Source organism: Mycobacterium sp., assembly GCF_035697385.1.
GTDB lineage: Bacteria > Actinomycetota > Actinomycetes > Mycobacteriales > Mycobacteriaceae > Mycobacterium.
In genome coordinates this window covers 1-22,016 of sequence record NZ_DASSCY010000012.1, presented here as the reverse complement: position 1 = coordinate 22,016, position 22,016 = coordinate 1, and the positions used below count along the sequence as shown (strand labels likewise).

General features: G+C 64.9%; 20 protein-coding genes. 11 read left to right on the top strand and 9 right to left on the bottom strand.

What is annotated here, in order from left to right; genetic code table 11:
• The first annotated feature begins 94 nt into the window (after nt 1-94).
• From VFH65_RS01255 to VFH65_RS01245, 3 genes are read left to right on the top strand one after another with little or no spacing between them, the layout of a single operon-like run.
• Complete coding sequence (locus tag VFH65_RS01255) at nt 95-691, top strand: helix-turn-helix domain-containing protein (RefSeq protein WP_353319312.1); 597 nt, start codon at nt 95-97, stop codon at nt 689-691.
• On the top strand, nt 682-1,509 hold the full coding sequence (locus VFH65_RS01250; protein ID WP_353319311.1) for an SRPBCC family protein: 828 nt from the start codon (nt 682-684) through the stop codon (nt 1,507-1,509). Before VFH65_RS01255 ends, VFH65_RS01250 begins: the two co-directional genes overlap by 10 nt.
• Nucleotides 1,510-1,518: 9 nt before the next feature.
• Nucleotides 1,519-2,175 (top strand): L,D-transpeptidase family protein, encoded by a 657-nt coding sequence (locus VFH65_RS01245; RefSeq protein WP_353319310.1) that lies wholly within the window; start codon nt 1,519-1,521, stop codon nt 2,173-2,175.
• On the opposite strand, the gene VFH65_RS01240 is transcribed toward VFH65_RS01245, so the two are convergent.
• Nucleotides 2,176-2,634 carry a nuclear transport factor 2 family protein gene (locus tag VFH65_RS01240; RefSeq protein ID WP_353319309.1) on the bottom strand — a complete coding sequence of 153 codons (459 nt, stop codon included), beginning with the start codon at nt 2,632-2,634 and terminating at the stop codon, nt 2,176-2,178.
• A gap of 46 nt (nt 2,635-2,680) precedes the next feature.
• On the opposite strand from VFH65_RS01240, the gene VFH65_RS01235 reads away from it, so the two are divergent.
• A complete protein-coding gene (locus VFH65_RS01235) occupies nt 2,681-3,442 on the top strand; it encodes a hypothetical protein (RefSeq protein WP_353319308.1) in 762 nt (253 codons plus the stop codon).
• On the opposite strand, the gene VFH65_RS01230 is transcribed toward VFH65_RS01235, so the two are convergent.
• Nucleotides 3,426-4,931, bottom strand: a complete 1,506-nt coding sequence (locus VFH65_RS01230) for an FAD-dependent oxidoreductase (RefSeq protein ID WP_353319307.1) — start codon at nt 4,929-4,931, stop codon at nt 3,426-3,428. The genes VFH65_RS01235 and VFH65_RS01230 overlap by 17 nt on opposite strands.
• A gap of 129 nt (nt 4,932-5,060) precedes the next feature.
• Here VFH65_RS01230 and VFH65_RS01225 point away from each other — a divergent pair, with 129 nt between their 5' ends.
• Complete coding sequence (locus VFH65_RS01225) at nt 5,061-6,746, top strand: Hsp70 family protein (RefSeq protein ID WP_353319306.1); 1,686 nt, start codon at nt 5,061-5,063, stop codon at nt 6,744-6,746.
• A gap of 1 nt (nt 6,747) precedes the next feature.
• On the opposite strand, the gene VFH65_RS01220 is transcribed toward VFH65_RS01225, so the two are convergent.
• From VFH65_RS01220 to VFH65_RS01200, 5 genes are read right to left on the bottom strand one after another with little or no spacing between them, the layout of a single operon-like run.
• Nucleotides 6,748-7,761 carry an ABC transporter ATP-binding protein gene (locus tag VFH65_RS01220; protein ID WP_353319305.1) on the bottom strand — a complete coding sequence of 338 codons (1,014 nt, stop codon included), beginning with the start codon at nt 7,759-7,761 and terminating at the stop codon, nt 6,748-6,750.
• Nucleotides 7,758-8,744, bottom strand: a complete 987-nt coding sequence (locus tag VFH65_RS01215) for an ABC transporter ATP-binding protein (RefSeq protein WP_353319304.1) — start codon at nt 8,742-8,744, stop codon at nt 7,758-7,760. The genes VFH65_RS01220 and VFH65_RS01215 overlap by 4 nt, the downstream gene beginning before the upstream one ends.
• Nucleotides 8,741-9,703 carry an ABC transporter permease gene (locus VFH65_RS01210; RefSeq protein WP_353319303.1) on the bottom strand — a complete coding sequence of 321 codons (963 nt, stop codon included), beginning with the start codon at nt 9,701-9,703 and terminating at the stop codon, nt 8,741-8,743. Before VFH65_RS01210 ends, VFH65_RS01215 begins: the two co-directional genes overlap by 4 nt.
• 24 nt (nt 9,704-9,727) lie before the next feature.
• Nucleotides 9,728-10,765, bottom strand: coding sequence for an ABC transporter permease (locus VFH65_RS01205; protein ID WP_353319302.1), 1,038 nt, complete (start codon nt 10,763-10,765; stop codon nt 9,728-9,730).
• The gene (locus VFH65_RS01200) at nt 10,766-12,424 is read right to left on the bottom strand and encodes an ABC transporter substrate-binding protein (RefSeq protein ID WP_414688331.1); all 1,659 of its coding nucleotides are present in this window, start codon (nt 12,422-12,424) and stop codon (nt 10,766-10,768) included. It abuts the gene before it with no gap.
• 375 nt (nt 12,425-12,799) lie between these two features.
• Between VFH65_RS01200 and VFH65_RS01195 the strand changes: the two genes are divergently transcribed.
• The 4 genes from VFH65_RS01195 to VFH65_RS01180 all read left to right on the top strand — a co-directional run bounded on the left by VFH65_RS01195 (nt 12,800) and on the right by VFH65_RS01180 (nt 17,620).
• The gene (locus VFH65_RS01195; protein ID WP_353319301.1) at nt 12,800-13,090 is read left to right on the top strand and encodes a hypothetical protein; all 291 of its coding nucleotides are present in this window, start codon (nt 12,800-12,802) and stop codon (nt 13,088-13,090) included.
• A 60-nt stretch (nt 13,091-13,150) separates the two neighbouring features.
• Nucleotides 13,151-14,776 (top strand): S53 family peptidase, encoded by a 1,626-nt coding sequence (locus VFH65_RS01190; protein ID WP_353319300.1) that lies wholly within the window; start codon nt 13,151-13,153, stop codon nt 14,774-14,776.
• 47 nt (nt 14,777-14,823) lie between these two features.
• Nucleotides 14,824-16,623 (top strand): zinc ribbon domain-containing protein, encoded by a 1,800-nt coding sequence (locus VFH65_RS01185; RefSeq protein ID WP_353319299.1) that lies wholly within the window; start codon nt 14,824-14,826, stop codon nt 16,621-16,623.
• 187 nt (nt 16,624-16,810) lie between these two features.
• Complete coding sequence (locus VFH65_RS01180; RefSeq protein ID WP_353319298.1) at nt 16,811-17,620, top strand: glycoside hydrolase family 26 protein; 810 nt, start codon at nt 16,811-16,813, stop codon at nt 17,618-17,620.
• Here the strand turns inward: VFH65_RS01180 and VFH65_RS01175 are convergent.
• Entirely contained in the window at nt 17,617-18,810 is a 1,194-nt protein-coding gene (locus VFH65_RS01175; RefSeq protein WP_353319297.1) for a DUF7159 family protein, read from the bottom strand. The two genes, VFH65_RS01180 and VFH65_RS01175, sit on opposite strands and share 4 nt — an antisense overlap.
• Nucleotides 18,811-18,880: 70 nt before the next feature.
• Nucleotides 18,881-19,777: an alpha/beta fold hydrolase gene (locus VFH65_RS01170; RefSeq protein ID WP_353319296.1), complete on the bottom strand. Its 897-nt coding sequence runs from the start codon at nt 19,775-19,777 to the stop codon at nt 18,881-18,883.
• A gap of 148 nt (nt 19,778-19,925) precedes the next feature.
• On the opposite strand from VFH65_RS01170, the gene VFH65_RS01165 reads away from it, so the two are divergent.
• Both VFH65_RS01165 and VFH65_RS01160 read left to right on the top strand, forming a co-directional pair.
• On the top strand, nt 19,926-20,603 hold the full coding sequence (locus VFH65_RS01165) for a hypothetical protein (RefSeq protein ID WP_353319295.1): 678 nt from the start codon (nt 19,926-19,928) through the stop codon (nt 20,601-20,603).
• A gap of 147 nt (nt 20,604-20,750) precedes the next feature.
• Nucleotides 20,751-22,016, top strand: a 1,266-nt coding sequence (locus VFH65_RS01160; protein WP_353319294.1) for a toll/interleukin-1 receptor domain-containing protein, incomplete at its 3' end; no start/stop codon positions are given.

Here is a 22,016-nt window from a genome sequence, read left to right as displayed (position 1 = left end):
GATGCCGCGTAGTCGCCGAAGGGGCAGCAGTTCCATTCCGCCAACGTATCCACGACCCTTGACAAATAAACTTGTCAATGGCAACGATGGAGACATGCTCGACGTCGAGGTGATCGCGGATCCTGCGGCGGCGGTCAGCGCCCTTGACCCCACCCGGGGCCGATTGCTCGCTGAACTGACCGAGCCGGCGTCGGCCGCCACGCTCGCCTCTCGCGTCGGCATCACCCGGCAGAAAGTGAACTACCACCTACGTGCGCTGGAGGAGCACAAACTCGTCACCGTTGCCGGAGAACGCCGATGGGGCGGGCTCACGGAGCGCCTGCTCGTCGCCACCGCGGCGTCCTATGTCGTATCGCCCGGTGCGCTGGGTGCGGTCGGCGCCGATCCGGGCCGGACCAACGACCGGCTGTCCGCGAGTTATCTGATCGCGCTCGCCGCTCGGGCTGTCCGGGAAGTCGGCGAGTTGTGGGGGGTCGCTCGCGAGGAGAACAAGCGACTGGCGACTCTGTCCATAGACACCGCCATCAGGTTCCGATCCCCCGCCGATCGGGCCGCCTTCACCGAAGAACTCTCCGCTGCGGTCACCTCATTGGCCGCCCGCTATCACGACGAATCCGATTCCAATGGCCGTAGCTACCGGTTGGTGGTCGCGGCTTATCCGAAGCCGAAGGAGGACGCGAAATGCCTTTGAAGAAAGACGATTCCGGCAAGCGCTGGGTCGAGATGGAGCTTCTGGTTCCCGGCAGCCCTGAACAGGTCTGGCACGCCATCGCCACCGGGCCAGGCATGAGCGCCTGGTTCACACCCACCACCGTGGAGGAACGCGTCGGCGGTGACATCAAGTTCGACTTCGGCGAAGAGAACTGCGGCGAGAGCACCTCCTCCGGAAAGGTCACCGCGTGGGATCCCCCGGTCCGCTTCGCATACGAGGAGTACGGCTGGAGTGGTGACGCGCCTCCGGTGGCCACCGAAGTGACCGTCACCAGCCGTTCGGGCGACAGCTGCGTGGTGCGGATGGTGCACAGTCTGTTCACCGAACGCGACGACTGGGACGGCGAACTCGAGAGCTTCGAGGGCGGCTGGCCGGGCTTCTTCGAGGTACTCAAGGTGTATCTCAAGAACTTCGCGGGCCAACCGGTCGCTACCGTGCACGCCACGGCGACTCCCTCCGGCGGCGAGCCGCAAGCGTGGTCGAAGCTCACCGACGCGCTGAATGTCGTCGGCGCCAACGTCGGTGACCGCCGCGAAACGCCCTCCGGCGCACCGCGACTGGCGGGTGTCGTCGAACGAGTCCACCAAGATGCGCAGTCCCGTCAACTGATGCTGCGCGTCGACGAACCCGCGCAAGGCATCGCATTGATCGGGAGCTTCGCGATGGGCGACGTTGCCCGAGCGGCTGTCAGCTTCTATTTCTACGGTCCCGACGCAGCCGGGACCGCGGCCAACGAAAACACGAAATGGACGACGTGGCTGCGTGGCGTTCTCGAGGGCGAGCCCGCCGCGACATAGCATGGCGGGGTGCGCCGACTGCTGGTCCTGCTATGCGCTTCAGTGGTCTGCCTTGCGACGGCACCCGTTACCCGTGCCGAGTTCACGCCGTGGTTCGCGCCGCAAGTCGGCAACGCCACTCAGGTGATTTCCGTTGTGGGAGACGGCGGTTCATCGGCGAAGGTTGACGTCTTCCAGCGTACGGCGGCCGGCTGGGAACCCATCGCCGTCGGCATTCCGGCGTTCGTGGGCGCCAAGGGCATGGCCCCCGAAACCCACGACGGCGAGATGAAGACGCCGATGGGCATCTTCACGCTTGACTTCGCATTCGGCACCGCACCGAATCCCGGCGGCGGTCTGCAGTACGTCCAGGTCGGGCCCGACCATTGGTGGGACGGCGACATGAAGAGTCCGACCTACAACACCATGCAGGTGTGTAAGCAGGAGCAGTGCCCGTTCAACACCGATCCGGCCAGCGGCACTGAGAATCTGGAGATCCCACAGTACGTGCACGCGGTGGTGATGGGTGTCAACAAGGCACGCGTCCCCGGCAACGGCGGCGCGTTCTTCCTGCACGCCACCGACGGCGGACCCACTGCCGGCTGCGTCGCGATCGACGATGCCAAACTGGTCGAGATCATGCGTTGGCTACGGCCCGGCGCGCTGATCGCGGTCACACAACAGTAATCAGATGTTAAGCGCGCGACCGGCTTTCACCTTGAAGTTGAGGTTCTCCGTCGACATGGAGGCGTCGTAGGTGCGGTCGTAACCGGTTTCGCTGATTTTCCAGCCGTCGCTGGTGCGCCGGTATCGGTCGTGGTAGAAGCCCGCACCGATCAGCATGAAGTTGAAGTCGGGCGCGATCACTCGGTCCTGCAGATACCAGATGGCCGTCGCCTCGTCGCCGTCGACGGTGATTTCCGGATGGGTGACTCGGTGTTCGGTGAGAACCTCGGGCCCCAACGAGTTGCGCATGAACGTCACCAACTCGTCGCGGTTCGTGAAGTGGTGCTCCTCGCCGATCGACTCGCCGTACCTGCCGACCACGTCCTCGGTGAGCGTGTTTGCGAATTCGTCCCAGTGCTTGGTGTCGAGCGCGCGCAGGTACCGGTATTTGACTTGCTTGATCTCGTCGATGTCAGCCATGGCGGACATTGCAACACAACCCGGTTTCGCGGCATAGAGTCCGGTCATGAAATTCATTGACGGCTACGTCAGATCCCCCTTTGCCGGGATCGCGCCGTGGGTGTTGATGGCCGTCGTCTCCGGCCCGGGAAGGTTCGAAGAGGCCGCCTCCGCTGCGTTGGGTCTGGCGCTGCTGACGATATGGGTCGGGTCCCGACGCGGTGTGCCCGTGCACCTGCTCGAGGCGTTCACCCTGGCCTACTTCGGTGTTCTCGCCATTCTCGGCCTCGTCGCGCCGGAGCGCACCATCGAGTGGCTGGAGCTGTGGTCGGGCGAGTTGAGCAACATCGCGCTGGCCGCGTTCGCAGTCACCACCCTGCTGATCCGCAGGCCGTTCACGCTGGCCTACGCCAAGGACACCACGCCGCGCGAACACTGGGACAGCCCGTTGTTCCTGCGGATCAACTACATGATCTCCGCGGCGTGGGCGGGCGCGTTCGTCGTCTCGGCGATCTCCGGCGCGTTCGGCGACGCTGTGCTGCGCGACAACAACAACTTCTGGACCGCGTGGATCGTGCCGCTCGCGGCGCTCATCTTCGCCGGCGCGTTCACCGAGTTCTACCCCGATTACGCGACCGGTGAGTCGACGTCGATGGCGCGGATCTTCGACTGGCTTCCGCCGTTCGTGATGGTGACGGGGATCGTCGGCTGGGTGTCGGACGAGGTACCCGACGGCATCGCGATCGCGTTGATTGCGATCGGCGTGGTCGGCTCCGCGGCGATGCGCCGGTTCTTCCCGACGCCGACGGAACCTATTGAGCCGCAGTGAGATCGCGCGTCGCGGGACCTTCGAGCAGGGTGCCGTCGGGTGCGAACCGTGACCCGTGCAGTGGGCATTCCCACGATTCGTCGGCGTCGTTCCAATTGACGATGCCGCCGAGGTGCGGACAAACCGGCGACACTCGATGCTCGACGCCGTCGACGATGCTGCGAGCCTCCAGATCCCACGGCGGACCGCTGACCACTCCGCCATCCTCTGGTGTGCGATCGCCGATCCGCGTCACCGGCGTGATCCAACCCCTTGCCAGGTAAAGCCCGACCTGCAGGTTGAGCTGCATCGCCTTGGGAATCCCTGACAGCTCGTGTGGGCTCCAGCTCGCGAAGGCCTCGGCCCAGTCCATCCGGCCGCCAAGGATGCGGCTCGACAGCGCGAGCGCCGCTGCGGTGCCATTGGTCATGCCCCACTTGTCGAAACCCGTTGCGACGAAGATCTTTTCGTTCCCCGGCAATATCGGCCCGACATAAGGCAGTTCGTCGATCGGCGTGTAGTCCTGTGCCGACCAGTAGTGGGTCTGTACCGCACCCGGATAGTGCACCTTCGCCCACGAATCGAGCTCCTGCACCGACGACGCCGGGTTCTTCTTGTGTCCCACCGGGTGACCGGCGCCGCCGACGATCAGGCGATCGCCATCGGCGGTCGGGGCATAGCGCACTGAACGGGTGGGGGAGTCGGTGGAGATGTACATGCCGCGGGTGATGTTGCCCGGCACCTTGTAGGCCATGCAGTACGAGCGATTCGGCTTGAGCCGGGCGAAGAAGCCGCCGCGGTCCAGGATCGGAATTCCCGTCGCCAGTACGCATTGGTTGGCATGGACATCGAACTCGTCGCCGTCGGCCGTGCGCGCATGAAGGGTCAGTCCGTCGCCGTGTGCCGAAACCTTTTGCACGCGAACGCCTTGCGCGAGCCGCCCGCCCCGTTCGTCGAGTTCGACGATCAGGCTGTCCAGGAATGGCATGGGATCGAACTGCGCCTGCTGTGCCAGCTTGACGCCACCGTGAAACGGAAACGGCACATCGGCGTCGTCGACCCACTCGGCCTCGAGTCCTGCGGCCTTGCACGCTTCGTACTCCTGCCGTGCCGACGGAACGCCATTCTCGGACTGGGCGTAGGTGTAGGCGTCCTCGCGCTGCACAGCAAGGCCATGCGCCTCACAGTGCTGAATCAACCACTCCTGGCCCTCGCGATTTCCCTTGACGTAATCCTGCGCGACGTTCGGCCCGTGTTTGCCGACGATCTTCGACAGCTTGGTGCCCTGCAACAGGCTGATCTTCGCGGTGGTGTTGCCGGTGGCGCCCATCCCAGCGGCGTGCGCCTCGAGCACCAGCACCTTCTTGCCGGCCCTGGCCAGCAACACTGCGGTGATCAGCCCCGTCAGCCCGGCGCCGACGACCGCCACGTCGGCCGAGCGGTCCGCTTCCCCCAGGTGCTTCGGTGGTAGCGGCCGGTCGACTCGATCTGATAGCCACAGTGAAGTCATGGAGTTGGCTGTACCCGTGATGGTTGCTGTGCAAACCCAAAACCGTGATGGCGGAACGGCGTTCGACCAGCGTTGTTACGGAGTGTCTACCGTAGTTAGGCCAACCTGAGGGCTATCGTGTGGTCCGTTATGAGCGACCCGTTGGGGTTGTCGATCGGGACGACCAACCTGGTCGCTGCTCGAGTCGGCAATCAACCCTTGATACGGCGTTCGGCGGTCACGCTGCCGGCGTCGGGCCTGACCATGAGCGGATTCGTCGAGCGTGTCGGCGACGCAGTCCCGCTGGTGGCCGCCGACGGGTCCTCGCATCATGCCGATCGTCTGCTGGTCGAGGCGCTCGAGGAGATGATCCGCGCGAGCGGCGGCCAGCCGCCGGCGGACATCGCGATCGCGGTGCCTGCGCATTGGAGCATGGCGACGCAGCATGCGCTGAACGACGCGTTGCGGCGGCCAGCCCGGTTGCTCAGCGACGCCGTCGCGGCGTTGACCGCGCTGCACACCAATCCCGGACTGCCGTCCCAGGGTGTGGTGGCATTGCTGGATTTCGGAGGCAGCGGCACCAGCATCACCCTTGCCGACGCGGCGGCGGCGTTCGAGCCGATCGACGAGACGTCCCGCTACGTCGAGTTCTCCGGAGATCAGATCGATCAGGCGTTGCTCAGCCATGTCCTGGAGGACATCGCCAACGCCGGCGCTGTCGATCCGGCGAGCACCGCCGCGGTGGGATCGCTCACCCGCCTGCGCGAAGAATGCCGTGATGCCAAGGAGCGGTTGTCGGCGGATACGGTCACCGAACTCACGGTCGAGCTGCCCGGGTACCGGTCCGGAATCCGGGTGACCCGCACCGAGCTGGAGGGCCTGATCGCCGTCCCCTTCGCGGGTGTGCTGGCGGCGCTGGAAAACCTGTTGGAGCGCAATCGAATTGGCTGGCCGGATGTCTCCGCGGTGGCCACTGTTGGCGGAGGGGCCAGCATCCCGCTGATCACTGCGCGGCTTTCGGAGCACTCGAGGGCGGCGGTGGTGACCACACCGCAGCCGGCGCTGGACGCCGCGGTAGGCGCCGCGCTGTTCGCGGCATATGGCTCGGCGGCCGAAGCCCAGACGGGTGTGGCGCCTGCTGTGCCGGTTGACCCACCGCAAGGGCATGCGCCCAGTTCGGCGACATTCCGCGCGTTGGCGTGGTCGCAGGATGACGACACCGCCGACGAGCCCCTGCCGTACAGCGGCGACGACTACTACGACACCGTCGGCACCAGCGCGCGACCACCGGTGCAATACGTGCCGGCGACCGAGCCTATCGAGGAGCCGCGCAGCTGGCAGCGGCTGCCACAGCTGGTGTTCGGCGTGGCCGCGGCGGTGGCGTTGATCGCCGTCGGAGGGGTGGCGATCGCCCTGACGAGCGCGACCGACAGCACCACCGCCACCGAGCCGCCCAGCACGGCCTCGGTGAAGCCGCCCACCTCCGAACCGCCGCCGCCACCGCCCCCGCAGGTCCAGACCGTCACCGTCACCAGCGAGCCGCCGCCACCGCCGCCACCGCCGCCGACCACGATCGTCGAGCCCGTGACGACCACGCACATCACCACGACGCCGCCGACGACCACCACCACTACGACGACGACCACAACGACCACGACCACGACGACAACAACGACGACCACCACTACTACGCCCACCACGACCACCACGACGACCACGACCACAACCCCGACGACGACACCTATGACGACGACGTACATCAACGTGCCGTTCGTTCCCGTGCCGATCCCAATTCAGGTGCCGCAGAACCCATATCAGGCTCCGCCGTTCCCCTGAGTCAGACGACCGACGGCGCCGGTTCCTCCACGTTCCTCGGATGATGGCATGCGGCCACGTGTTCCGTGTCGTGCTCGAGCAGGGCGGGCTCGTCCGTCGTGCAGATCTCGGTGGCCCATGGGCATCGCGTGTGGAAGCTACAGCCGGGCGGCGGATCGATCGGGCTTGGCACGTCGCCCTCGAGCACCAACCGCTCGCGTGCCGCATTGAGTTTCGGGTCGGGGATCGGCACCGCCGACAGCAGCGCGTTCGTGTACGGATGGATCGGCTTGCGATACAGCCGCTCTGTCGGGGAGTTCTCGACGACCTTGCCGAGATACATGACCGCGACGCGGTCCGATACGTGGCGGACGACGCCTAGGTCGTGCGCGACAAAGAGGTAGGACAGCCCGAAGTCGTCCTGAAGTTCCTTGAGCAGGTTGATGATCTGCGCCTGCACGGACACGTCGAGTGCGGACACGGGCTCATCCGCCACGATCAGCTTCGGCTGCAGCGCGAGCGCGCGGGCGATGCCGATCCGCTGACGTTGCCCGCCGGAGAACTCGTGTGGGTAGCGGTTGTAGTGCTCAGGATGCAGGCCCACCCGATCGAGCAAGGCCTGCACCCGTCGCTTCGCCTCGGCGCCCTTGGCCAGGCCGTGCAACTCCAATGGATCGCCGACGATCTGGCCCACCCGCTTTCGCGGGTTCAGCGAAGCGAACGGGTCCTGGAAGATCATCTGCATCTGACGGCGCAACGGGCGAAGGTCTCGTCGCGAACGCCCGACCAGTTCCTCGCCGAGGAAGGACACCGACCCCGACGTCGGCTGCGTCAGCTGCAGGATCGCCCGGCACAGGGTCGATTTGCCGCATCCGGACTCTCCGACCAGCCCGAGCGTCTCACCCTCGTTGAGGGTCAGGCTGACGCCGTCGACCGCGCGCACCCGCGCGACCTCGCGGTCCACCACGATCCCCGACCTGATCGGGAAGTGCTTGACGAGGTCGGTGACCTCCAGGAGTGGATCGCCCTTGCTCACCGCGCCGCCTTCTTCGCCAGGGGATCAAGCCAGCACCGGTCGAGATGCGTGCCACCCGCGCGAGGCTCGAGCGGCGGGATCTCACTGCACATCTCGAAGACGTGGGGACACCGCGGCGCGAAGCGGCAGCCCGACGGCGGGTCCAGCAGCGAGGGGGGCTGGCCGCTGATCTGGGGCAGCCGTCCGCCCCGTGGCTGATCGAGACGGGTGAGTGAGCCGAGCAGACCCCAGGTGTATGGGTGCTGCGGGTCGTAAAAGATCTCGTCGAGTGTTCCGTCCTCGACGATCTGGCCGGCGTACATGACAACGACACGGTCGGCCACCTCGGCGACCACCCCGAGGTCATGGGTGATCAGGATGACGGCCAGCTCACGCTCGCGGTTGAGATCATCGATCAGCCGCAGGATCTGGGCCTGGACGGTGACGTCGAGCGCGGTGGTCGGCTCGTCGGCGATGAGCACCTTCGGTTCCAGCGAGAGCGCCATCGCGATCATCACCCGCTGGCGCATCCCGCCGGAGAACTCGTGGGGGTAGCTGCGGATCCGGCGCTGGGGATTGGGGATACCCACCGAAGCCAACAGCTCGACCGCGCGGGCAGTCGCATCCTCGCGGGAGATGTCGCGATGCGCGTGGATCATCTCGGTGATCTGGTCGCCGATGCGATAGACGGGGTTCAGTGAGGACATCGGGTCCTGGAAGACCATCGCGATCTCTTCGCCGCGGACATCTCGAAGTTGGTCGTCGTCGAGCCCGTTGAGCTCGCGGCCGCGGTAGCTGACCGAGCCGGTGATTCTGGCGTTTGGCGCCCGGGTCAGGCCGGTCAGTGTTTGCGCGGTAACGCTTTTCCCGCAACCGGATTCGCCGACGATGGCCAGCACTTCGCCTGCGGCGAGTTCGAACGAAACACCGTCGACAGCCTGCACGACACCGTCTTCGGTGGCGAAGCCGACCCGAAGATCGTCGACGCGAAGCAGCGTGCTCATGCCGGGGCCGCCTCTCCGAGGCGAATCCGCGGATCAAGAAGGGCATAGACGACGTCGACGAAGGTGTTCAGCAGCACGATGAAGAACGCGCCGAACATCGTCACCGCCATCAACGGCGGCAGGTCCAGGCTGCCGATCGCCTCGCCCGCGTACAGGCCGACTCCGTTGATGTTGAAGACGGTTTCGGTGAGGATGGCACCCCCGCCGACCACCATGCCGAAGTCGAGGCCGAACAGTGTGATGATCGGGATCATCGAATTGCGCAGCACGTGGCGGATCCGGACCTGGCGCTCGCTGATGCCCTTGGCGCGGGCGGTGCGCACGTAGTCCTCGTTCATCGCGTCGAGCATGTTGGACCGCAGTACGCGGCTGTAGAACCCGATGAACAGCACGGCCAGCGTCAACCACGGCAGGATCAAGTGCAACGCCCACTGCGCCGGATCCTCGGTCAGCGGCACATAACTGCCCGTCGGGAACAGCTGCACCTTGAACGTGAGAAAGTACAGCAGGATAGCGGCCAGCCAGAAGACGGGCATCGAAATGCCAACCAGCGCAAGGACTGTCAGTGCTCGGTCGGCGAACTTGCCGGCATGCACCGCGGACAGGTAACCGAACACGATCGCCACCGTCATCCACAGCACCCCGGCGCCGATACACAACGACAGCGTTGCGGGCAAGCCTTCCCAGATCTGTTCGACGACGTTCTGCGCGCTGGCATACGACGTGAGCTCGCCGGTGAAGATCTTCTTCATCAAGGTCAGGTACTGAATGGGCAGGGGCTCATCCAGCCCGAGATCACGGCTGACCCTGGCGATCAGTTCTGGATCGGCGTTCTTGCCTGCGATCCGCAGGGCGGGATCCGAATTGGGGATCACGTTGAAGATCAAGAAGACGATCACCGAGATCGCGAACAGCACCGCGACCATGCCGATCAACCGCCGCGCGATGAACCGGACCATCAGAGTTCTCGTTTCGCCATAGGCTCAGTGCTCCAGCCGGATCTTGGCCCGCGGGTCGAGTGCTTCCCGAAGTCCGTCGCCGAATACGTTGAGCGACAGCACCGTTGCGACGATCATCAGCCCGGGCACGATGGTCAAATGTGGAGCGGTGTAGATCATCTGGTAGCCGTCGGCGATCATGGTGCCCCACGACGAGTTCGGCGGGCGTACGCCAGCGCCGAGGAACGACAGCGCCGACTCGAGCAGCATGTTGTTGGCGATGTTGAGGGTGAAGAACACGATGATCGTCGAGATGATGTTGGGCAACAACTCCGAGACCATGATCCGCAACGGTCCCTTACCCATCGCGACAGCCGCCTCGATGAACTCCTTCTCGCGCAGTGCGAGGATCTCGCCGCGGATCGGTCTGGCGATGTAGGGCACGTACACGCAGCCGATGATCAGGATCGGGATCCAGATCGAGTCACCGGCGATCTCGAGCAGGCCGATCTTGAGGCCCCCCACCGACAATGCCGTGCCGAGCGCGATGCCGAGCAGCAGCACGGGAAAGGCCCAGACCACGTCGAGGACGCGCGACAGCACCGTGTCGATCCACCCCCGGTAATAGCCGGCGAGCAGGCCGACGACGACGGCCAGCAGGATGGTGACGGCCGCGGCGGCCAGACCGATGTAGATGGACGTGCGTCCGCCGTACATCAGCCGGACCATGACGTCACGGCCATTCTGGTCGGCTCCGAGCAGGAAACGACCATGCAAACCCGGGCCGATCGGGGTGCCGTCGGGTGCGACGACGTCGGTTTCCTTCCCGTCGATCACCACTTTGTCGGTGATGTGGTTGTCATTCGGCCCGGTGTGCGCGACGTGCTCGGCCCATAGGGGCGCCGCAAGGCAGAACAACACGATCAGCACGAACAGAACACCGCAAGCCAATGCAAACTTGTTGCGGCGCAGGCGAAGCCAGGCCAGATACCACGGGCTTCGCCCAGCGATCTGCGCGGCAGGAACACCGGTCGGCAGTGGCGGCTCCCCAGGGGCATCCAGTTCGCCGATGGGCGCGACCATCTACTTCAGCGCGAACGAAGAGAAGTCCTGGTTGAACAGCAGATGGTGATAGGACTCGTCGAAGTTCATGCGCTCGGAGACGAATGTCGAGAACTGTTCGTTGCCGTACGGCACCCACACGGCCTGCTCCATGTATGCCCTGTCGACGTCGGCGTACTGCTGCTCCACGCCTTCGTCGGTGAGCTGCTTGGTCAGCAACTCGTCCACCTTGGCGTTCAGTTCAGGGATGTTGGCCCGCGCGAAGTTGTTGCTGTTCGTCGGCAGAATGCTGTCGCCATGCAGCAGCGGACGGAAGAAGTCGTCGGGGTGCGGGAAATCCTGGTACCAGCTGGCGAATCCGGTGTCGAGGTCCGGCGTCGACGCGTTGCCGATGGTGGTGAAGTAGACGTCGCCTGCGATCACCTTGAGGGTGGCGTTGAAGCCCAGCTGCCGGAGCAGATCGTGGTAGTACTCGCCGATCCGCTTGCGGTCGGGCTCGTCGTTGGTCCACACCGTGATGTTGCGATCGGCCGGGTTCGCTTCTGCGATAAGCTGTTTCGCCTTGTTCACGTCAGGCCCCGGATACAGCTTGTACTCCTGGTAGCCGGGCATTCCCGGCGGCAGGATCTGCTGTGACGCGTGCAGGCGGCCGCCGAAGATCCGGTTCAGCGCCTCGGGGTCGATGGCGTAGTTGATTGCCTGGCGCACCCGAAGATCGTTGAAAGGCGCTGTCTCGGTGTTCATCCAGAAGTAGTAGGTGTTGATCGACTCCTCGAGCCGGAAGCGGTCGCCGTAGCGGGTCTTGACTTCCTGCAGCCGGTCGGTGGCCGGTGGATCGACCATGAAATCGACCTTGTTCTGCTCGATGTCGGTGACTTGAGCGCTGTTGTTCTTGTTCTCGGTGACGATGATCTGATCGACCTGGGCATCGGCCACCTCGTCGGCGCCTGCGTCTTTCACTGTCTGGAACTGCGGATTGCGCTGCATTGTCAGCGTGCGGGGGGCGTCGACCTTGGTGATCATGAACGGGCCGCTCGAGGGCGGCGGGTTGTTCGTCGCGTCCTCGTCGATCACGGTGTTCGGCGGGACGGGAGCGGCGAACATGAGCCCGAGCACGTTGTTGAACGTGCCGTTCGGCGCCTCGAGTTGGATGGTGATGTCACCGGTGTTGTCGTCGGTCTGGATGCCGCTGATCGTCTGGGCCCTGCCCTCGGCGTAATCCTTGGCGCCGACGATGACGTCGTAGAACACCGACCCCCCGGATTCGGTCTTGAACAGCCTCTGGATCGCATACGTGAAGTCGGAGGCCTTGATGTCAGTTCCGTCCGAGTACTTCATGTTGGGCCGAAGTTTCAGCTTGTAGGTCTTGCCGTCTGCGGAGATCTCGGGCATTGCCTCGGCCAGCCCGGGGACCACCTCGGTGCCCTCTTTTCCACGTTCATGCTTGTAGGTGAGCAGGGGGGTGTAGACGTTCCACAGCACCTCCCAGCCCTCGAGTGTGTAGGACAGCTGCGGATCGATGTGGTCCGGGAACGAGGTCAGGGTGACGTTGATGTTCCCGCCGCCCTCGCCGCCGCTGGCGCTCTCGTTGTCACCGCCGCCACAGGAAGCGGTTACCAGGGTCAACGTGGTGATACCTGCGATGGCCAGCACCTTGCGGATATTGCGCAGCATGCTCATCTCGATCCCTTTGGTTGGCGATTCGGACGATCTTGAGGACAACTGGGCGCTACTTTTCCCGATCGAATTGAATCTTGGGTCAGAATTGGCCGCTGTGCATCCGGAGGTCCACAGGTGGTTCACAGGGACTGCCAAAGATCCACGTGCCCAACGGATTTCGCATGGCGAGCTGCCGTATTTGCTGTGCGGCTGCCAGGTACTCCTGAATCGGTCCGCCAGCGAATAGTTGCAGAGGAAAAGCCGCTGGCGTCAATTACGGCGAATTTGCTGACAGGTCAAATTAACTGTGAGACCATCGACGCGTCAACGTAGACCTGCTGCCAGGTCGGTTTGGGTCGAGAATTGCCTGGTAGTAGACCATAAGAATGGAATGAAATGGAATCACATCGTCTTGCCCGTCAACTCTCGGCCGTTGCCGGCGGACTTGCCATCGTCGCGATGGTCGGGTTGACCGCATCGTGTGCCAAGGAAGAAGAAAAGGCACCCGAGACCACGACCACCACGACCACGGCGACCACCACGACTTCGCCCGCTGCTCCGCCATCACCGACGGAAAAGGCACCGCGCCTCGATCCCGGCGGCGCTAACCCATTCACGCCCACCCACGTCGAGCCCGCGCCGCCACCAACGGGCAGGCACGGCACCCGGCCAACTGACGCGCCCTAATGCCGCGCGGTTGGCGGTGGTTCTGACCGTTCGGTTACTCAGGTCAGCAGGGATTCGCTAATGCTTCCCACATTGCTGCGGTGGAGCCGACGTGCGAGTTGGCTGGCGCTGATCCTCGTCGCCGCCGGCATTCTGGTGGTGGTATCACTACTAGGCCCGACGCCAGCCAAACCCGCCAACCCAGCGGTTATCACTGGCCCGTACGGGTACTTGCTGGCCGGCTCCAGTGATCTCGGTCCCTCGCGTGTCGGTGACGCGCAGTTGACCATCACGCTGCCGAACACCCTTCGGCCCGATGTGCTGATCGGATGGGCCGACGCGCAGGGCTTGTCGGTGCGGTGGCGCCCCGGCGACGCATGGGCGATCGTCGAGGGCGCTGCCGAACGTGTGGCACGCGCCTTCGCGGTGCCGGTGAATGACTATCGGAGCCGAAAAGGGCGGGCCTTCTACGCATCTCCGCAACAACCCGCGGTGCCCGTGCCGCTGCGCGGTGTCGTCACCGGGCTTGGCCGGATCATGAGCTACACCCCCTATCGGACGGCGAGTCCGGGATTCTTTCCTCGCGACGTGCCGCAGGGAGGGTTGACGCCCGACGGGTTGTTGGATGCGTACAACGCGGCGCCGCTCGCCGACGCCGGGTTCACGGGCAAGGGCATGACCATCGTGTTCTTTGCGTTCGACAAGGCCGACCAGGAAGACCTCGATACCTTCGCCGACACGTCCGGCTTACCGAGGTTCACGCCGGTGATTATCGGTGGGCAACCGGCCGAGGCGCACGGCGAAACGGCGATGGATCTTCAAGTGGCACATGCGATTGCGCCCGATGCGCGCCTCGTAGTCGTCAATGCGCGGCCAACCGTTGAGGGCGACGGCGCATACGAGAAGATCGGCCAGATGTTCTCCGAGGCCGACCGTCAGTATCCCGGTGCGGTGTGGAGCCTCTCTATCGGATGGGGATGCGAGGCGTTCGTCAGCGCCGCCGACCTTGCCCCGGTGCAGGCCGCCTTGGCCGCCGCACACCGCAATGGAACGTCGGTGTTCGACGCCAGCGGTGACACCGCGGGCCTGGAGTGCAAGGGCGGCGACGAGTGGTCCGCGCCGCCTGGGCCCGACGACATCGGCCTGGACGCGGTCGCGTCGCTGCCCGAGATGACCTCTGTCGGCGGCACCACTCTGTCGACGGGGCCCCGCGGGCAGTGGCTGGCCGAACACGCGTGGGTGGATTCGCCTCTGTCGCAAGGCACTAGCGGCGGAGTGTCGGCCCTGTTCGACCGTCCGGAATGGCAACGTCGGCTGACCATCGAGCGGGACACCGACCGACGCCGGTTGACGCCCGATGTCGCCGCCGTCGCCGATCCGTTCACCGGCGTCAGGTTCATCTTCAAGCAGCAAGAGGTGGTCGGCGGCGGTACCTCTCAATCAGCGCCGATCTGGGCCGCCTTGACCACGTTGATGAACCAGTACCTGGTGGCCAATGGCGGTCGTCTGCTCGGCGACATCAACCCGCTGCTGTATCGGGTCGCGACCGGTTCGAACCTGCCCGGGTTCCGCGACGTGCGCCGTGGCGGCAACGCGGTCGATACTTCACAGCCCGGTTACGACCTGGTGACCGGGCTGGGCAGCCCGAACACGTACAACCTCGCCCGAAATCTCCTCGATCTGCAGAAGGGAATCGCACCGCGATGACCCCGGCGGGGGTGCCCACCATGCCCTGTTCGGTTTGCGGAACCGACGTGCCCGCCGCTGCATTCTGCGGAACTTGCGGCGCCCAGCTGACCGCGCAGCGCGGTGACGGGCGGGGTCGGCTGCGGATGGGGGCGTACGCGGCGGCGCCGGGGGAGCAGGTGCTGCGGCTGTCGGTGGCCAGTTCGCTCTTTCCGCACCTGCCTCATCGGTCGCGCACACCGTTTCGGGTGGGGCTGGCGGTCCTGTTATTGGCGATGATCGCGCTCGCGCTGATGCGGTGGCAGGCGCCGTTGATCGCGATCAGCGTGCTGGGCCTGCCACTGGTGTACCTGGCCTACCTGTACGAGGCCGACGTCCACCGAGATTTGCCTGTCCGTTCCCTCGCACTGACAGTCGTGATAGCGGTCGGACTCGGCGCGGTCTGGGCCTTGCTGACGGGCGGCGTCGTCGCAGACTTCTACGATGTTGCGCTGGGCGCCGGCGAACCCGACGAGCAGACGCGTCTTGTGGGACTGGCGATCCCGGTCGGCAGCGCGGTCCTTTCACTCGTCCCGGTGGTGGTGATCCGGCTGCTGCGTGGGACAACGCGAGAATCGTTGGATGGGTTCGTGTTTGGCGCATTGAGCGCCGTCACATTCACCGCCGCGGCAACCTTGACCAGGCTGGCCCCCCAGTTCGGGACGGGTCTGACAACCGACCGACCGGCTAGCGGCCTACTGGTCCAGGCGGGCATTCAGGGAGTGGCGGTTCCGCTGACCGCGGCAGCGATGGGCGGTCTCGTCGGTGCGGCGCTGTGGTTCGGCCGGCCGAAGCTGCTTGCATCGAGTGTGCTTGCGACACTTGCTCTTTACGCCGGGCAGGGTCTGATGGAGATCACGCCGCTGTTCCAGGGCTTGCACTTCGGGGTGCACGTGATCACCACAGTGATCGCGTTGCTGATCCTGAGGATCGGGCTGCAGGCGGCGCTGCTGTACGAGGCGCGTGACCCGATGAACCCCAGTGAACACGTGCTGTGCCCGCATTGCGATCACGTTGTGCCAGACATGGCGTTCTGCGCGAATTGCGGGGTGGCGGCGCGGGCGTCATCACGGTCATCGCGTGCTGCGCGGAAATCCCCTGCGGCCGAAGGCGTCTCGACCCTGCGTCCGGCCTCCGGTCTGCCTGCGGCGTCGTATGAGGCGACGCCAGTGCGGCACACAAGCCACGGGTGGTTGCTCGCAACGTTGGGCGCAGGCATGGGCATCGCCGTCGCGGCGGCAGCGACGGTGGCGGTACTGGCGACGCCCGTTGTCCCGCGCTTCGTGTGCCCGCCGGATTGCGGACGCCCACCGATCGATAAGCCGGTCGAATCAACCCCCCGCTTCGTGTCCCAGGATGGTGAGTTCTCGGTCCAATACCCCGGTCCCGGAACGGCATACGAGGCGAAGCTGAACCCCGATGGGGTCGAGCTGAATTTCGTCGCCGGCGACACCGGCACCTTGGAGTTGTTCGGCCTACCCGCAGCTAATCGCACGCCGAAGCAGATCACGGAGGACTTGATCAGCGAGAATTACCCTGACGCCACAACCGATTACGAGATTCCGAACGCGATGGTCGGATACGAGCCCGGATACGGCGTCGTCGTCGACGAATACCCCCAGGATTCCAGCGGCACATTCACCCGGCTCCGGCTGGTGGTGATGACCGCGGTCAAGAACGACTATGCGTTGGTCGCCGCCGCGATCGGGCCTTATCACGAGTTCAGCCCTGATTTCGGGAGTGGGCATCCGTCGGGCGTCAACCTGCAGCTCGCGATGGACATGGGCAAGTACGTCAACAGTTTCAAGTGGCGAGACGACACAGCCTGACGGATCCGGTGATTCACCAACGTTCCGGCGGAATGTTTGCGAGTATCGCGGAACACGACATTGGGGGCTTTAGGGAACGAGGTAGGCGGGGGGTTTTGGGATGGACCTACAGACCAGAATAGTTAGCCGACCGTCGCAGTCTGCCTTGGCCGGGCCGCTGCGATTCGGTGTCAGTACGCCGGGGGGCTTGCTGGGGGCGCGAGAGCTGCAGGCCGTAGCCGACGCTGCGGGCCGTCGGCCCGAGATGGTGATGTGCTTCGAAGACTTCTTCGCCGAGCCGCCCGTCGCCGCGATGGCCGTCGCCAGCTACTGCGGTGCCGACCCGATCGTCACATGGGAACCGTGGTGCTGGACCGATGACCGGTCCCCGGCCGTCGTCCACGCCTTGCTGTCTGGCGCGCTCGATGAGTACGTCCATCGATGGGCCGCGCAGCTAGCGGATTGGGGATCGCCTGCCTACATTCGGTTCGCCCACGCCTTCAACGGCCATAGCTATCCGTGGACGCCGGACGGTGGCACCTCGGCGACCGACTATGTGGCGGCGTGGCGGCGGCTGCATGACATCTTTTCGCTCCAGCAAGTGCAGAACGTCAATTGGGTGTGGGCGCCGACGGTCGTTGGTAGCGGCGCTCTGTCGGACTGGTATCCCGGGGATGGATACGTGGACACACTCGGTGTCGACGGATACAACTGGGGCACCAGCTTGCCGTGGTGCCAATGGGTCGATCCGGAGGATCTCTTCGGAACGATGCTGGATCAATTGCGCACTGTCTGCGACGACAAGCCGATACTGGTCACCGAAGTCGGCTGCGCGGAAGCCGGTGGGCGCAAAGCGGATTGGATCGCCCGCTTGGTCGACTTCCTCGGTCATCAACACGACGTGATGGGCTTCGTCTGGTTCGAGCATGACACGGAAGCCGACTGGCGGATCACGAGTACACCCGAGTCTGCGGCGGCGATGGCGAGCGCGTTGCGCCGTTCGCAGGTCTTGCTCTAGTTGCCCGGGTACTGCAGTTCCGGTTCGTGGAACCGGTTGATGATCGGGATGCGTTCGATGATGCGGTCACGCAGACGGGGCTCGGGCGGAGCAGGCGGGACGTAGTTCGGCGGCGGGGCCGGCGGCACGTACGCGGGTGCGGGCGCGGGCGGTACATAGGCGGGCGCGGGCGGCGTATACGCGGGAGTCGGCGGCACATAAGCGGGGGCAGGGGCGACTGCCGGTGGCTCGTCGACCGGGGCGGCTTCGGGAGGCGGCGGGACCGCGGCAGCGACTGTCCTCGCGGCAGATGGCACGGCTTCACGCGGCGGTGCCGCAGGTGGCGGCGGCGCGGCGCGGCGCGGTGTTTCGGGCACGGCCTTCGGGACGGATGGCGCGGGCGCTGCGGGCACCGGTGCGTCGGCGTTGGCGACCCGCGGTTGCTCGGGCGTCGACTCGGTTCCTGGCGTCAGCCGAAGACCGAGGGCGACGGACAGTGAGACGACGAAGATCACCACGGCGGCGACGAGAACGGACGTCAACGCACCGGTTCTCGACATGAACGGCGCGCGAGGCGTGTCCAACGCGTTCACCGCCTGCGCCGACGCCAGCGCTGCCCCGCGCGCCAGCGCCAGGTCGGCTTCTGCGGCCGAGATGACCGGCGAGTCGGTCAACACAGCGAGCGAAGACATCACCAGATCGAGGTCGTCGGCCGAGCCCACCACGAAGATGGCCTCCGGCTGCCATTCGTCGAGGTCCAGTTGGGCGATCACGCTGCTGGGCAACTCGACCGCGTCGTTCCCGTCGAGCGGTCTGGCGATGCGGTCGACGGTGACCCCGTCCGGAGTTACCAGCGCAACGACGGCGGCATCCGGTTCGACCAGGCACACCGCGACGTCGTCATAACCTGTGCGCTCCGCGATGCCGGCCGCGAGCGCGTCGGCGGCCTCGAGTTCGGAGATGGCGATGACGTTCCCGAGATCCCTGGCTGCCAGCGTGTCCAGGATCATCGACGCCTGAGCTTCGGCCTCATTGGTCCAGGTGACACCGATCGCGTGGAGACGGTTTTCGCCGACGGCGGCGAGCACGTCGTCGAGGGTGTCGAAGTCGATACCGTCGCGATGGATGGTGGCGCCTTCGCCCGTCGTCCCCTCAACGAGCACCCAGCGAAGGTCCGTCGAAGTCATCGATAGACCGAGCACCAGGTCCATTGATGTGCCCCCGATCTGCCTGTCAGTCGGTTCGAGAGTACCGCTCGCGGGCAAACGCGGGGAAGTTGTGTTAGCTGCGAAGCTCTTCGGCGGCGATGCCGAATATCTCGTGCGCTGACCCGATGGCCACGAAATGCCCTGCCCCCTCGACCGGGTGCCATACCGCTCCAGGCATCCGCTCAGCGACCGTCTTGTTAATGGAATCGGCGACGAGGCCGTCGTCGAGGCCCTGCCACATGTGGACCCGACGTTCGATGGTTGTCACGTCGAAAGCCCAACTCCGATAGAGCAGTTCACTGTCCAGAACAAGCCCGTCGGACCCATGAGCGAAGCATTCGGCGGATGTTTCGTAGAAGGCGGCTTCGACGTCCGGTTGGCCCAAGATCTTTTGGTCGTAGTCGTTGACGGCGCTCATGACTTGTTTGACGTAAGTCGCGCGGAAGTGCTTGGCAACGATGCCCAGCGTCGCGTACATCAGGCGGAAGCCGGGCTTGAAACGTAGAGCAAGGGTGCCGCCGAACGCGTCGGCTTTCGAAAGCTGATCGGCCGCCCAGTTATCGCCGAATGCTCCGTAGCTTCCACCCGCGATGCTGCTGACGTGGCGCAGCCGAAGCGGATCGATGTAAGCGGCCGCGGCAAGTGCCCACGGCCCGCCCTCCGACCATCCCGTGACTCCGAACTCGTGATGACCCAGCGCGTCGGCGATGGCCACCACGTCGTCGGCCCAGGCGGAGTAGGTGCGCATTCTTTGTGGAGTGGACTGTCCGAAGCCGGGCCGATCGACGCAGACCAGCCGTATCCGATTCTTGGATGCTGTGTCGGCGAAGAGGCGTGCCTCGAGGCGGCTACTGGGTCCGCCGTGATTGTGGATGACGAGCGGCCCGTTCGGATCGCCGACTTCGCAACAGGCGAGGGTGCGGCCGTCTTGTGTCGTTACCGATGTTGTCGGTGCAATGTCGTCGTTCATCTCCACACAATCGTAATAAGATTCCTGGGCACCGTGGCGCCTGTTTACCCTGGTAGGAACCCCGACACGGGCGGGGTAACTTTCTTATACTCCATCGGGTCTTTTCAAGAATGTGATTATTTCGTGATTTGCCCTTATGGTGCTTCCCGTGGGGCGCCACTCAGTAGCCAAGGAGCGACGGAAGTCGCCAGTAGGCCTGGCTGCGGTCATCGCCCCAGCGGCTGTCTTCTTCGCCGCCGGCGCAGATGTGCAACCACTCGGCCTCAAAAGCGAACCCGAACCCGTCGTCGAGGACACATCACCCTGCTGCATGGAGATCGTGGCGGCAGCACCGATCGCCCATGCGTCGGGTCCGTCCGGCCCGCAATTGAGCGTCGTTTCCGTTCCCGGTCAGTTCGTGGCGGCATCGCGATACCGGATCGTCGAGGCGGTTAAAGTCCCAGAGTTGTTGCCAGTTGGACTCGCTCCAGAGCGGGGCCTACAGGTCAGGACGATCCTGGCCTCCCGCGCCATCAGCGCCGCATTCCCTGAGATTCAAGACATCGGTGGCGTGCGAGCGGATCCGCTGCCGTGGCACCCCAACGGGTTGGCGCTCGACGTGACGATCCCCAATCCCGGCACCGCCGAGGGCATTGCGCTCGGAAATGAAATCGTCGCGTTCGTGCGAAAGAACGCGGTGCGATTCGGGATGCAGGATGCGATTTGGCGGGGCACCTACTACACCCCGAACGGCTCGCAAGCTGGTGGGTACGGCCACTACGACCACGTGCACATCACCACCACCGGTGGTGGATACCCGACCGGCGGGGAAGCGTACTACCGCTAAGCCGACGGTTTCAACGTCCTTGGCGCGTTCGACTGACCGATTCAGGTAGTGGACTACTCGCGCCCATGTGCGATGTGGGCGCGACGATTATCTGGTCCGCTTAATTCGGCACAGGCGGACGGCATACCCGTCAGAGCGGAGGCGACGATGCCTAAGCCGCTGATCTTCATCAGCCATCGACATGTCGACAGCGCCATTGCTTCCAAGGTGGCCGGACTTCTCCGGGAATGGACCGGCAACCAGGCGCGGATCTACCTGTCGTCGGACCCCGACTTCGAGGGACCCGAACCGGGGGCGAAGCTCAACGAACAGCTGAAGCGGATCCTCGCGGAGTCTGACGTCGTGCTGCTCATCTACACCTCGAGTACCGAGGACTGGTCGTACTGCATGTGGGAATGCGGGATAGCCATCGATCCAAGCGACCAGAAGAAGACCGACGTGATAGTCCTGCAATGCGCTGCGGACGGCCCAAAGCCGTTCGGCGACCGCCTGAGGGTGAATCTGTTCGATCTCACGTCGATCCGCCGATTCGTCACAACCTTGCTTACCAGCTCCGAGCTCTTCTCGACCGGCAGCGCGCTCACGGGCTTTACCGACCAGAGCCCGGAGCTCCTACAGTTCTCGAATCGGATGCTCAGCGAGCTGGAACCGCTGATCACGGGCATCGGCGCAGGGCCTGACGAGCGCGCCACGTCGCCCTTCGTACGACTCGAAATCGACGCGACCGACCTGATCACGCTCCGGCGGGCCGTCAAAGACAATGACGTCGATTCAGCCAATCAGGTCGTGCTTGACGGCGCCCGTGTCGTTAGCCACCGGCCGGAGGGTCTCTTCGGATTCGAGCTGGACGGCTCCATATCCTTGGGGGCTATTGGGGCTCGTCACCTCGGTGGTGGCGGCGTGCCCCCGCGGTGGCTGCTGTCGTTGGTGGGCCAGATCAGGACGGCTGCGGTCGGCGACTATCCGGTGGGCGAGTGGGCCCCGTTCCGCGTCGAAGGCGACGCGTGCACCATCCCAGTCGTCACAAGGATTATCTGCTACCCCTCTGGAGCCTCGCAGTTCGAGGCGCCCTTCATGCCGGTCCTATCCCGTCCGATCCCCGTGGCAGAGCGAATGGTCCCGCTCGACTCGATGTTCCACAAGAATCTCGGTGACGCATCAATCCTGCTCACCGAACTGCGCGCCGAGATGAAGAAGGACAACCGGTCGCGCGTCCCGGTCCTCGACGGACAGCGGCCGCGGTACATCGTCCACGGCAGTCTGATCGCGGACTACCTGACCGACGTGGCGACCACGGGCGCCGACATCCGCGCGGTAACCCTGAGGGATCTGATGGACGACCCGAGCCAGTCCGAAGTACTCGCGGAGAGCTTTGCAGTAGTGGAGCAGAACGCCACCATGGGAGACGCCACT